Source organism: Agromyces aerolatus, from assembly GCF_031432255.1.
GTDB lineage: Bacteria > Actinomycetota > Actinomycetes > Actinomycetales > Microbacteriaceae > Agromyces.
Genome location: NZ_JAVKGQ010000007.1, coordinates 109621 through 121776, shown reverse-complemented (window position 1 = coordinate 121776; position 12156 = coordinate 109621). Strand labels below are relative to the sequence as shown.

The following is a 12156-nucleotide window of genomic DNA, read 5'->3' as shown; positions in this document are numbered from 1 at the left end:
CGGCGTCAGCCCGGGAAGCCGAGCTCCGCGCGGTGCGCGAGGACGGCATCGAGGAGGGTCGTGGCGCGGGCCTCGAACGAGTGCTCGCGATGCATCTGCGCCGAGAGCTCCCGGCGTCGTTCCTCCGACGGCCGCCAGCTCCGGTCCTCGAACAGCGCCCTGAGCTCGTCGGGCGAGGAGTAGGAGACGACCGAGCCGCCGAACATCTCGAGTCCGTCGACCTCGTCGGTGATCACCGCGGCGCCGCTCGCGACGGCGTCGAAGATGCGGTTCGAGATGAAGCCCCACTGAGACATGCCCTCGAGGTGGTCGTTGAGCACGACGTCGGCGGCGCGGTACGCGCCGGGGACATCCGCCCAGTGCAGGAACTCACCCTTGACCAGATCGCCGGGGACGTAGGACGGCCAGCCCGGCCCCCAGACCGCGAGCGGAAGGTCGGCGGCGACCGCATCGCTCACGATCCTCCGGCCCGCACCCGGCCGCGGGCCGCCGACGAAGAGCGCCTCGGGGCCGCGTGCGGCATCGTCCTGCCACGCGAACCGCGAAGGGTCGCTCGCCTGCAGCAGGACGTCGACCCGCCTGCCGGACGCCTTCGACATCCACTCGGCCCACTTCGGGGACGCCGAGAAGACCAGGTCGTACGCCTGGACCTCGGCGACGTCGACGAGCTCGGGGCGGCTGATCACCCAGAGGACATTGGTTCGACCCGCCTGCGGATGCACCGGATGACGGCCACGGATCGTGAGCACCACATCGTCGAGGTAGGAGGTCGGCCGGCCGAAGGCCCCGAACCGGTCGATGACGGCGTCTTGACCCGCTGCGCCCAGCGCTCGGGCCAGTTCGTCGGCGAACGGCACGTCGCCCCACAGGTCACCGGCGGGACTGTTGTCCGCCCCGATCTTGATCGCCCAGCGGAGGCTCGGCGTGGTCGCACCCGGCGCGGGCGTGGTCGACCGGGCGAGCAGGGGACGGGCCATGCCGTACTCGACGTCCACCTCAGGCGACAGGTGGACGACCTCGAACGAGAGCTTCGCGAACTGGTCGACCTGGGGACGCGGCAACCTTCCGCGCCACCGCTGCAGGAACAGCCTGCGGTTCTCGCCCTCGCGCGCGAACCGCCCGGGCGACTGGCTCTCCTCGTGGACGACCACGGAGCGGGACTCCACCTCGAACGTGCCGCCGAAGGCGGCGCCGGCGCGCAGACAGAAGTCGACATCCTCGAGGCCGTTGGCATAGATCGGGTCGAACCCCTTGAGCCGGGCGAAATCGGCAGCGCGCGTCAGCATCGCGCCGGCCGTGACGGCGTGGAAGCCCATGCCGTCGTGCCGGAGCGCATCCTGCACGGGGTGGCGTGCGAGGAAGTGGCTGGCGAGCCCGTCCGGCACGGTGAAGACCGTTCCCGCGGTCTGCACCGTGCCGTTCGGATAGGTCATGAGCGGTTGCACGGCGAACGCCTCGCGTCGGGTCAGACGTTCGACGAGCGGCTCGAGCCAGCCCTCGCGGACCTCGGTGTCGTTGTTCAGGAACATCACGAACTCACCGGACGAGCGCGCGAATCCGACGTTGGAGCCGGTCGCGAAGTTGTAGTTCCGCGCCAGGCGGTGATAGGCCACCCGGGGGTGCTCGCCGTACCTGGCGTCGAGCGAACGGCCGACCGCGTGGCGGGACCCGTTGTCCACGACCACGATCTCGACCTCATCGCCCGTGGTCCGCAACACGGAGTCGATCGCCCGGACGGTCCGGTGGTGGTCCTGATAGGCGAGCACCACGACACTGACCCGGCCCGGGACTCGGGAGTCGACGTCGGTGAGGACCTGGTCCCAGTCGAGGAGCGCGTTGCCGAGCACCACGAACTGCCAATGCGAGGACTCCCTGATCGTGATCCGATCGAGACGGTCGTTGTGCGAGTAGCGGCAGCCGATGAACGGCAGATAGGTCAGCGTGACGGCGGCCGCGAGCCGGAGCACGAGATCGTGATCGACCCAGCGGCGGAGCGACGTGTCGAACCCGTCGATCGCGCGGATCGCCTCGGTCGTCGTGACGAGGCAGTTCATGTCGATCGAGTTCTCGATGAGCAGGTCGGACCGCTCGACCTGGAGCCCGCGGTATGTCGAGGTGCCGCCGTGGTCGATGAGCTCGACCGCGCTGTAGACGGCGGCGTGACCGCCCGAGCGCATGGCCTTGGCGCTGAGCTCCAGGAACTGCGGCGTCCAGGCGTTGTCGGAGTCCAGGAACGCGACCAGCTCCCCCTGCGCGGCTTCGATACCCGCGTTGCGCGCGGCACACACCCCGACATGCTGGCGCTCGATCAGCTGGATGCGCGGGTCGTCGGCGGCGTAGCGCCGAACGGTCTCGATGCTCCCGTCGGTGGAGCCGTCGTCCACCACGAGCAGCTCCCACTCGGCGAGCGACTGCGCGAGCACGGACTCGATCGCCTCGCCGACCGTGTCGACGCGGTTCCAGACGGGCATGACGATCGACACGAGCGGCGCACCCGCCTCGGTCGCGAGCGGGTGCGCGGAGATCTCGGCGATCCAGGCGGCCTCGCCTTCCGCGTCCCAATCGGGGTCTGCCACCGCGGTCCGGTACATCCGCTGCTTCGAGATGGCGACGGCGTGTTCGATCGCGCGCGCCCTCGCCTGCTTCCAGGTGGGGATCGGGCCCTCGAAACCGTTGGGCACCGGGAGCGGGGCGTTCGGATGGAGGTGCCGCAACGCGTCGGCCGGCGGCTCGGCGATCGCGAACTCACGCGGGTCGAACAGCGGACCCCACGCGTGCTCCCTCGCCCAGTCGCTCTGCACATGGGCGACGAGCCCGTCCGTCTCGCCGCGTTCGACGGCGTGCCTGACCTCGGTCGGAAAGTAGTCGAGCTCGATCAGCGGGTGCGGCGAATAGCCGAAGTGCGAACCGTCGGTGACGAAGTGCAGTGCGAGATCGAGACGGTCGGTGGCGTCGACGTGGGCCGAGGCACGGTAGAACTCGGGGTCGAAGACGCCGAGGTCCAGCAGGCGCTGCGCGCGCTCGGCATCGCTGGTCGGTTTGGGTTGCCCCAGCACGCGCGAGCGAACGTCGTCATATCGCCCGCGCAGCACCACCCGGATGATCCGCAGGAACTTCTGCCGCATTGCACTCTCTTTCGACCCTCGATGCCTGCCGGACGCGCGACAAACACCAAAGAATCATATGCGAGTGAATACGTCCGCGAATTCCGCGGCCTGATCACTGCGACGTCTGGAACCAGGGCGGGTAGACCGCGACCCGGGTCTTCACCCCGACCGCGGACAGCGCCGCGCGCACCCGATCGCGGACCCGGTCGTTCGCCACCGCGATGAGCTGGATGCGCTCGAGGGGCACGTCGCCCTTGACGAGCAGCTCACCCGAGGCGAGCCCCTCCTCGTCCACCGCGATGCGGCGCAGCACGCGCTCGGCCTCGTGCCAGCCGACTGCGAGCTCGGCCCCGGGGAGCGAGGCGTCGGATGCCGCGGCGATGACCTGTTCGGTGACGGCGGCGCGCGCGCCGAGCGCCTGGGCGACCGAGCTCACGAGCAGCACGAAGTCGGCCGCGGGCCGGGTCTCGCCCGCGGGCACGGGCGCGAGCCGCGGATCGGGCTCGCCGTCCCGGATGGCGAGCCACAGGTGGGCGTCGACACTGAGGAAGAAGGGGACGTAGCCCGCGAGCGTCGTCCCACCCTCACCCACCGATGCGGTGCGGCGATAGTCGCGCGCCGCGGGCGCGGCGATGTCGACCGCGGGCGACGCCGAAGGATCGCCGGAGTCGGGCAGCAGCGCGCCGGTGCCGAGGATCCGCGCCAGGTTGTCCAGATGCGTGAGGTGGTACACGCGCAGCTTCGCCGGGTCGACCGGAGGCTCCGCCGTGAGCCTCGACGACCGCGCAGCGGGGCGGACGGGCGGGCCGCCGGCCGACTTCGTCGCGCGACCCGTCGCCCGTGGCGCCCTCGCCTTCACGGGTGCCGCGGCCGGCGGCTCAGGCGCCTTCGGCGGGAAGCAGATGGCGCACAGGCCGTCGTCGAAACCGTGGATGCACTCGCCCAACGTGAACCTCTCTCGCGGCTCGCGTCGGGTTCACGCGAGCGCCGCCCGACCACTGTACGCGCTCCAGCGACCCTCGATGCCCACTGCGGTCAGCGCGTGCCCCACAGCACCGTGTCGACGTCGGGGTCCGGCGGATCGACGCGGCGCTCGGCCGCCGCCCCGCGGTGCGATCGGTCGATCAGCTCGTCCAGCGCGGCCTGCACGAGCAGCGGGCCGGGCACGTCATGCAGCACGAGCGGCCGCTCGTGCGCGGTCGTGATCCGCACGTCGCCGGCTCCGAACATGCGCTGGCCGGGCGTGCGCCGCACGGTCACCTCGTGGGCGCGGTGCAGCTGCAGCTCCTGACGCGAGCGCGCGAACACTCCCGATCGCTGGATGATCCGACGGGTCGTCAGCGTCCATCGGCGGGTGAGCCAGGCGAGGAACGGCAGCAGCGTTCCGAGCAGCACCACGAGGATCGCGCCCGCGCCAACGGCGAGCCGCTGCCACGGCTCGGTCAGGGCGAACAGCGCGTAGCCCGCTGCGCCCGCCGCGGCGATCATGAGCAGCACCGGCAAGATCAGCACGCGCGCACTCCGGCGGAAGCGCGCGACGACCCGCTCGGGCGCCGCTGGCGTCGCCGGCGGGCCGGGCGGACCCGGGGTCGTCGCGGGCGGCTCGGAACCTCCAGGTGCAGGGCGGCTCATACGCCCATTAATAGCGCAGGTGCGTCACATCACCCGCGGCGACAGCCTGCGGCTCACCGTTCTCACGGTCTCTGACCACGAGCCGCCCGTCGCGATCGATGCGCTCGGCCGTTCCGAGCAGTTCGGAGCCCCCGGGCAACTCGACACGCACGTCCCGCCCGAGCGTTCCGCAGAGCCGCGCCACCCGGTCGGCGACGCCGCTCGCAATGGCATCGCCGCCGTGCTCCGCGAACCGCTGCACCGAGCTCAACAGCCGTTCGAGGTAGTCGGCGAGGACGGCGTCGGCGTCGGGTCGCTCCCCCGTCGCGAGCAGCAGCGAGGTGGACGTGAGGGTCGGCAGGTCGTGCTCGTCGAGGGTCAGGTTGAGCCCGCTGCCGATGACCACGTCACCCTCGGTCAGCAGTTCGGAGAGGATGCCGCACACCTTGAACCCCGAGATGAGCACGTCGTTCGGCCACTTCAGCTCGACCTCGAGCCCTCCGCTGACGTCGTCGGGCTCGGCGGCCGAGGTGTGCGCCCGCTCGACGACCGCGCGGACCGCTTCGGTCATCGCCGCCCCGGCGAGCAGCGGCAGCCAGCCGTACGCCTGGGCCGGGAAGGCGCCGGGCAGCGATGTGGGACGGATCAGCACCGAGATCGCGAGCGTCTTCCCGGTCGGTGCGAGCCAGGTCCGCCCGAGCCGGCCGCGGCCGGCGACCTGATCGTCGGTCACGATCACCGAGCCATGGGGCCACGCCGAGGCATCCGGCCCGCTCGCCGCCAGCCGCAACTCGTCGTTCGTCGACCCCGCCTGCTCGAGGAACTCGAGACGCGGGACCGCAGCCCGGGAGCGCTCCCAGTCCATGGCACCTCCAGCGCACATAGGCAAAAACGGCACGTGTGGGATTCAGGCTAGTGTCCGCCTGGCGATTTGTAGGAAACCCTCAACGAAGTGCCGGGGAGAGGCGCCGGTAGAGTGAACCGCGTGACCGAACCGATCGACGACGGCCCCGACCTCTCCACGACCGCCGGCAAGCTCGCCGACCTGAAGCGCCGCTATCACGAGGCCGTGACGGCGTCGGGCGAGGCGGCGATCGAGAAGCAGCACGCGAAGGGCAAGATGACGGCGCGCGAGCGCATCGCCGAGCTGCTGGATCCGGGTTCGTTCGTCGAGCTCGACGAGTTCGTCCGTCACCGCACGCACGCCTTCGGCATGGAGTCTCGCCGCCCATACGGCGACGCCGTCGTGACCGGCACGGGGACGATCCACGGCCGTCAGGTCGCGGTCTACTCGCAGGACTTCACCATCTTCGGCGGGTCGCTGGGCGAGGTCGCGGGCGAGAAGATCATCAAGGTCATGGATCTCGCGCTGAAGACGGGCGTTCCGATCATCGGCATCCTCGACTCGGGCGGCGCCCGGATCCAGGAGGGCGTCGTCGCGCTCGGGAAGTACGGTGAGATCTTCCGCCGCAACACCGCCGCCTCGGGGGTCATCCCCCAGATCTCGATCATCATGGGTCCCGCCGCCGGCGGTGCCGTGTACTCGCCCGCGCTCACCGACTTCGTGATCATGGTCGACAAGTCCAGCCACATGTTCGTCACCGGGCCCGACGTGATCAAGACGGTGACCGGCGAGGAGGTCGGGTTCGAGGAGCTCGGCGGTGCGCTGACGCACAACACCGTCTCGGGCGTCGCGCACTACCTCGCCAACGACGAGTCCGACGCCCTCGACTACGCTCGCGCGCTCGTGTCCTACCTGCCCGACAACAACATGACCGAGGCGCCCGTCTACGAGACCGAGGTCGACCTCGAGGTGACCGACGGCGACCGCCGGCTCGACACGGTCATCCCCGACTCGCCCAATCAGCCCTATGACGTGCACGAGATCATCGAGGGCGTCGTCGACGACGGCGAGTTCCTCGAGGTGCAGCCGCTGTTCGCACCGAACATCGTCGTCGGGTTCGCCCGGATCGACGGCCGCTCGGTCGGCATCATCGCGAACCAGCCCAGCCAGATGGCCGGCACGCTCAATATCGCCGCGGGCGAGAAGGCCGCGAGGTTCGTGCGCTTCTGCGACGCCTTCGGCATCCCGATCCTGACCCTCGTCGACGTGCCCGGCTACCTGCCAGGCACCGACCAGGAGTGGACCGGCGTCATCCGCCGCGGCGCCAAGCTGCTCTACGCCTACGCCGAGGCCACGATTCCGCTCGTGACCGTGATCACGCGCAAGGCATACGGCGGGGCCTACATCGTCATGGGCTCGAAGCAGCTCGGCGCCGATCTCAACCTCGCGTGGCCGACCGCCGAGATCGCCGTCATGGGTGGCCAGGGTGCTGTCAACATCCTCTACCGCGCGGAGATCAAGCGCGCCGAGGAGGCCGGCGAAGACGTCGCGGCCGTACGCACGCGCCTCGCGAACGAATACACCTACAACGTCGCGTCGCCCTTCCTCGCCGCCGAACGCGGTGAGCTCGACGGCGTCATCGAGCCCTCGGCCAGCCGCGTGGCGATCATCAAGGCGATGCGCACGCTCCGGACCAAGCGGGCCAGCCTGCCGCCCAAGAAGCACGGGAACATCCCCCTGTAGGGCATGATGACCGACCAGACGAACGAACCGGACCTGAGGCTCCTCACCGAGGTCTCGGCAGAAGAGGCGGCCGCCGTGACGGCCGTTCTCGTGGCGGTGCTCGCCGACCGCGCTGCGGCGTCCTCGGCGCCGACCTCGACCCGCGACGCAGGTCGCTGGGTGCGCGCGGGAGGCGCCATGCGCACGCCGCTGCAGCCGGGTCCCGGCCGCTGGAGCTCATGGGGACGGTGAGGTCCTCATCCTGTCCCCCCAAATGACGACTATCTCCCTCAGACGGGGTGGCCCAAGATAAAGATGCAGGCTCTTCGGAGCCGCCCGCGAACGCCGGACGGGTAACCGGCCTCGCGAAGAATATGGGGCGAGTCAGGGCGATATTCGGGTTGTCGCCGTGACTCGGGCTTGAAGGGGGCCGGTCATCGACCGGCCCCCTTTCTCATGCCCCGGGTCATCTCATGTCCCGGTCAGCCCTGCCCCGGGTCATCTCATGCCCCCGGGTCAGCTCTCGCTTCGCGGTCAGCTCTCGCTTCGCGGTCAGGCCTCGCGCGGGATCTCGAGCCAGAGCTCGACCTCGGCGTCCTCCGCGTCGCCCGCGACGCTCGACGGCCCGTCGGGCACGAGCAGCCCGACGACGGTCACGGCGATCGCCGAGCCGTCGGCGGCGGTGCGCGCGATGATGCGGTCCGCGTTCGAGGTCGAGATGGCCTCGGCGAGGCGTGTGAGCACGCGTTCGCGGGCGGGCTCCTCGAGGTCGTCGATGCCGCCTTCGTCGAGGAGCGTCACGACCGCGCCGCGTTCGCGCGCGCGCTGCACCTCGATCCGCACGAGGTCGGTGAGCAGCATGCGGCCGCGGATCTCGTCGCGGATGGCCGCCTCGAGCATCCGGCACTCGAGCCGTTGTTCGTCGGTGAGCACGCCGCCGCGGTCGGCGATGCGCCGCAGCATGGGCGCGGCGATCCGGTTGGTGTGCGCGAGCCGCATCCGGCCCTCGAAGACGTGGGCGTCCTGCGCGGCCTGCCACGCGGCCGCCTCACGCTCGGCCTGCGCGTAGCGCTTCGCATCGCGCGCGGCGTTCGCGAGCGCGGCGGTGAGCATGTGCGCGATCGCCACCCACACGATGCTGCCGACCACCCCGAGCCCGCCGAGTGCGGGGAAGCCCGCCCAGACCACGGTCTGCACGGCGAGCGCGGCGACGCCGACCCACGCGATCACGAGCTGCCGTCGGGCAGCCACGATGGTCATGAGCGTGCCGACCGCCGCGACGTACCAGGTCGCGTAGCCGTTGTCGGCCGAGGCGTCGAGCTGGCTCGTGACGAGCAGCGGGATGGCGATGCTCACGCCCAGGTCGAACGCGGCGAGCCAGTCGGGCATCCGGATGCGCTCGACCGGCCACAGGCTGAGCACCGTCGCCACCGCGTAGAGGCCGAGGGCGACGATGCCGGGCCACGGGTCTCGGGGGATGTCGAGCGACGAGATGCCGAGCACGACGTGGTAGGCCGAGAACATGACGGCGAGCACGAGCATCAGCCAGCGGGGGACGGTGATCATGTGTCGTCACCCGCCTCGGACGGGCGCGTCGGCGCCGACGTCGGCAGCGGGCCCGGCCAGGTCAGCACGATGGAGGTCCCGGCGCCCGGCCGGGACACGACGTGGGCCGCTCCCCCGGCGTTCGTCATGCGCTCCTCGATGGAGACCCGCAGTCCCAGCCGCTCCTGCGGCACGGTCGCGGGGTCGAATCCGGCTCCGTCGTCGACGACCTCGATGCGGCACGCCGCGCTCGAGATGCCCGCGATCCGCACCTGCCGGTCGACCTGGCGCCCGGCCACGTCGCCGTGCTGCGCACTGTTGACCATCGCCTGGGCCGCAGCCGTGTAGAGCGCCTCGACCGCCTCGACGGGCAACTCGACGCCCTCCACGTTCGTGACCCGCACGTCGAACGTGCTCAAGAGCGTTGACGTCGCGGTGTGCAACCGCCGCACGAGCGCCGTCAACGGGACTCGGTCGAGCGAGCGCGGGCCGCTGCTGCCGGCTTCGTCGAGTCGTTTCACGGCCTCCCGGGCCATGCGCGCCGCGAGCGCCTGCTCCTGCTCGGTCTCGGCGGCCGCCGCGGACAGCAGGGTCGTGAGCACCGAGTCGTGCACGAGCGCATCGATGCGCACGCGTTCGGTCTCCGTCGCGTGCTGGCGCGCCGCGATGTCGTATCGCTGGAGTGCCGCGTCCTGCGCGAGGTCGACGCCTTCGGCGGCCTGCCTGAGCATCGTGATGATGACGAGCACGACCACGCCCAGGATGAGCGCGTACACCGCGTTCAATCCGGCGAGCGCGGGCCCGACCTCGCCGCCCGCGGGCGTGAGCCGAACGACGCCGTACAGCAACGGCACGCCGATCGTGTAGGCGATCGCTCCGCCGACCGGGAAGGCGACGACCGCGGCGGTCGTCGCGACGGTGCAGAGGAAGTACAGCCACGGCTGGGCCCCGCCGAGGGCCGTCGGGTCGGCGACGAGGAACGGCCAGGCCGAGAGCGCGATGACGTACAGCACGGCGTACGCCGCGGCGACCCCGCGCACGCCGACCCTCGCGAAGCTCGCGAGGGCGACGATGACCGCGGCGCCGTACAGCACGGCCATCAGCGCGATACCCGAGCCGGCGGTGAGCGCGGCGGACTGCTCGAGCGCGGCCGGCACCGTCTGCGCGGAGAAGACCAGGCCGGCGATGCCGAGCGCTCGTGCTGAGACGGTCTCGACCTGCGCCCGGCTCACCGCCCGGCGGCGCGTCGTCGGACGCGCCACCGGCGCATCAGGTGCGGGCATCTCCGGTTTCGCCGTCGAGGCCGGGGAGGATGCCGTCTTCGACGGCGCGACGGAGCAGGTCGACCTTCGTCGGCGCGGGGCGGCCGACCTCCACGTATTTCGCGCGGATGCGGTCGAGGTACTCGCGAGCGGTCGAGTGCGCGATACCGAGCTGCAGGGCGACGAGCTTCAGCGGGAGCCCGGACGCGTACAGGTGGAGCACGTCGCGCTCGCGCCGGCCGAGCTGCGCCTTCGCGAACTCGCGGTCGGCCTCGATCGCGCTGGCCCACTCGACGTTGTTGAGCGGTTCGCCTCGCGCCACGGTCGCGATCGCCGCGATCACGGCGGACATGGGCGACGCCTTGGGGATCACGCCGGCGGCGCCGGCGGCGAGCGCCTCGCGGACGGCCGCGACGCGGTCGGCGATGCTGTGCACCAGGACCGCGCTGCCCGTGGCGAGCACCGCGCGCACGTTGTCGGTCACGACGGTGCCGTCCCCGAGCGAGAGGTCGAGCACCACGACGTCGCACGAGCGGCCGTCGAGCGCGTCGAGCAGCTCGGCGACTCCGGCCGCGTCGGTGACGACGTCGTACCCGGCTTCGCGGCAGGCCGCTCGGAGGCCCAGCCGGACCGCTTCATGATCGTCGACGATGGCCACGGTCGCGCCCTCGGGCGCATTCGCGGCCGAACCTTTCGCGACCGAAGGCTCCGCGGCTGACGTGTCCCCGGCCAAATCGTTCCCCTCCACGGTTCACAGAGTAGCGGCAAGCCGCGCGACGGCTTCGACGTGGTGCGTGCTGGGGAACAGGTCGAACGCTCTGATCGCCTCGAGCTCGTAGCCGTGCGCGCGGAACGTGCCGACGTCGCGCGCGAGTGCGACGGGGTCGCACGCCACGTAGACCAGCTGCGCGGGTCGCAGCGCGGCGAGCCGTTCGACGACCTCGCGCCCGGCCCCGGATCGCGGCGGGTCGAGGATGACGGTCGCGGCCGCGAGACGGTCGCGCGTCGCGCGGTCGGCGGATGCCTCGAGGGCGCCGAGCCACCGGTCGACCCGGCCGGTCTCGGCCCGTGCGCCGACCCAGTCCGCGAGGTTCGCTGCGGCGTGGTCCGTGGCACGGGCGTCGGCCTCGACGCTCGTGATCCGCACGGTCTCGCCGAAGCGGTCGCCGACGGCGGCGGCGAGCAGGCCCACTCCGCCGTAGAGGTCGAGGTTCGCCGCGCCGGGGTCGAACCGGTCGCCGTCGACGAGGTCGCGGACCGCGCGGCTCAGGGTCGCGGCCGCGCCGCGGTGCACCTGCCAGAAGCCGCCCCGGTCGAGCGCGAACTCGCGTCCGTCGACGATCTCGTGCACGAGGGGGCCGGCGCCGTGCTGGTCGACGACGACGGCAGGTTCCCCCGTGCCCGGCGCGATCAGGTCGATGGAGCCCGCGCCGGGCAGGCTCGAGCCGAGCGGCGCCAGCGCGCGCAGCTCCTCGACGGCGAGCGGCAGATCGGTGACCGGGACGACCCGGTGACTGCGCGCCGCGTAGGGCCCGACCCGGCCGGCGTCGTCGACGTGCAACCGCACCCGCGTGCGCCAGCCCGTACCCGACTCGGCGTCCGCGCCCGGCGCGAGCGCCTCGTCCACCGGCTCGACCACGACGTCGCGTTCGAGCTGCGCGAAGCGCTGCAGCGCCTCGGTCAGCACCTCTCGCTTGAGCTCGCGCTGACGAGACATCCGGATGTGCCCGAACTCGGCACCACCGGCGCGGTGCTCGGGGGCGCGGTCGACGGACGCCTCGGCCCAGACGTGCTCGCGCCGGTCGGGGGACGCGTCGAGCACCTCGACGGTCTCCGCCCGCCAGAAGCGGTCCTTCCTGACGTCGGTGACGCGCGCGCGGACGCGCTCGCCCGGGATCGCGTCCGAGACGAAGACCACGCGTCCGTCGTGCCGCGCGACCGCGACGCCGCCGTGAGCGATGCGGTCGACCTCGAGGTCGAGCACGGGCCCGTCGGTGACGGGCTCGGGTGAGGCCGTCCGGGTTCCGGATCGGCGTGGGCGGTGCGTGCGGGGCATCCCTCGATG

The 12156-nt window shown here is 71.7% G+C and carries 10 protein-coding genes; 2 read left to right on the top strand and 8 right to left on the bottom strand.

From position 1 onward, the window contains the following. Positions 1 to 5: 5 nt before the first annotated feature. The 4 genes from RH864_RS10965 to RH864_RS10950 form a co-directional block, all read right to left on the bottom strand. Positions 6 to 3125, bottom strand: a complete 3120-nt coding sequence (locus RH864_RS10965; protein ID WP_310517590.1) for a glycosyltransferase — start codon at positions 3123 to 3125, stop codon at positions 6 to 8. A gap of 94 nt (positions 3126 to 3219) precedes the next feature. Continuing rightward, entirely contained in the window at positions 3220 to 4053 is an 834-nt protein-coding gene (locus RH864_RS10960; protein ID WP_310517589.1) for a DarT ssDNA thymidine ADP-ribosyltransferase family protein, read from the bottom strand. Between the two features lie 89 nt (positions 4054 to 4142). Beyond that, positions 4143 to 4739, bottom strand: coding sequence for a PH domain-containing protein (locus RH864_RS10955; protein ID WP_310517588.1), 597 nt, complete (start codon positions 4737 to 4739; stop codon positions 4143 to 4145). Between the two features lie 7 nt (positions 4740 to 4746). Next, a complete protein-coding gene (locus RH864_RS10950; RefSeq protein ID WP_310517587.1) occupies positions 4747 to 5583 on the bottom strand; it encodes a biotin--[acetyl-CoA-carboxylase] ligase in 837 nt (278 codons plus the stop codon). 132 nt (positions 5584 to 5715) lie between these two features. On the opposite strand from RH864_RS10950, the gene RH864_RS10945 reads away from it, so the two are divergent. After that, complete coding sequence (locus tag RH864_RS10945) at positions 5716 to 7305, top strand: acyl-CoA carboxylase subunit beta (RefSeq protein ID WP_396129967.1); 1590 nt, start codon at positions 5716 to 5718, stop codon at positions 7303 to 7305. Positions 7306 to 7308: 3 nt separating this feature from the next. Further along, positions 7309 to 7536 carry an acyl-CoA carboxylase epsilon subunit gene (locus RH864_RS10940; RefSeq protein ID WP_310517585.1) on the top strand — a complete coding sequence of 76 codons (228 nt, stop codon included), beginning with the start codon at positions 7309 to 7311 and terminating at the stop codon, positions 7534 to 7536. A gap of 300 nt (positions 7537 to 7836) precedes the next feature. Here RH864_RS10940 and RH864_RS10935 read toward each other — a convergent pair whose 3' ends face one another. The 4 genes from RH864_RS10935 to RH864_RS10920 all read right to left on the bottom strand — a co-directional run bounded on the left by RH864_RS10935 (position 7837) and on the right by RH864_RS10920 (position 12147). Beyond that, a complete protein-coding gene (locus RH864_RS10935) occupies positions 7837 to 8850 on the bottom strand; it encodes a hypothetical protein (RefSeq protein ID WP_310517584.1) in 1014 nt (337 codons plus the stop codon). Then, positions 8847 to 10091: a sensor histidine kinase gene (locus tag RH864_RS10930; protein ID WP_310517583.1), complete on the bottom strand. Its 1245-nt coding sequence runs from the start codon at positions 10089 to 10091 to the stop codon at positions 8847 to 8849. Before RH864_RS10930 ends, RH864_RS10935 begins: the two co-directional genes overlap by 4 nt. Positions 10092 to 10098: 7 nt before the next feature. Further along, positions 10099 to 10749, bottom strand: coding sequence for a response regulator transcription factor (locus RH864_RS10925; RefSeq protein WP_310517649.1), 651 nt, complete (start codon positions 10747 to 10749; stop codon positions 10099 to 10101). A 93-nt stretch (positions 10750 to 10842) separates the two neighbouring features. Then, positions 10843 to 12147, bottom strand: coding sequence for a class I SAM-dependent RNA methyltransferase (locus RH864_RS10920; RefSeq protein ID WP_310517582.1), 1305 nt, complete (start codon positions 12145 to 12147; stop codon positions 10843 to 10845). Positions 12148 to 12156: the final 9 nt, after the last annotated feature.

Bases quoted from the DNA above. Each gene is read 5' to 3' on its own strand.
- RH864_RS10965 (WP_310517590.1), bottom strand. From the start codon at position 3,125: ATGCGGCAGAAGTTCCTGCGGATCATCCGGGTGGTGCTGCGCGGGCGA.
- RH864_RS10940 (WP_310517585.1), top strand. From the start codon at position 7,309: ATGATGACCGACCAGACGAACGAACCGGACCTGAGGCTCCTCACCGAG.
- RH864_RS10920 (WP_310517582.1), bottom strand. From the start codon at position 12,147: ATGCCCCGCACGCACCGCCCACGCCGATCCGGAACCCGGACGGCCTCA.
- RH864_RS10955 (WP_310517588.1), bottom strand. From the start codon at position 4,739: ATGAGCCGCCCTGCACCTGGAGGTTCCGAGCCGCCCGCGACGACCCCG.
- RH864_RS10935 (WP_310517584.1), bottom strand. From the start codon at position 8,850: ATGATCACCGTCCCCCGCTGGCTGATGCTCGTGCTCGCCGTCATGTTC.
- RH864_RS10950 (WP_310517587.1), bottom strand. From the start codon at position 5,583: ATGGACTGGGAGCGCTCCCGGGCTGCGGTCCCGCGTCTCGAGTTCCTC.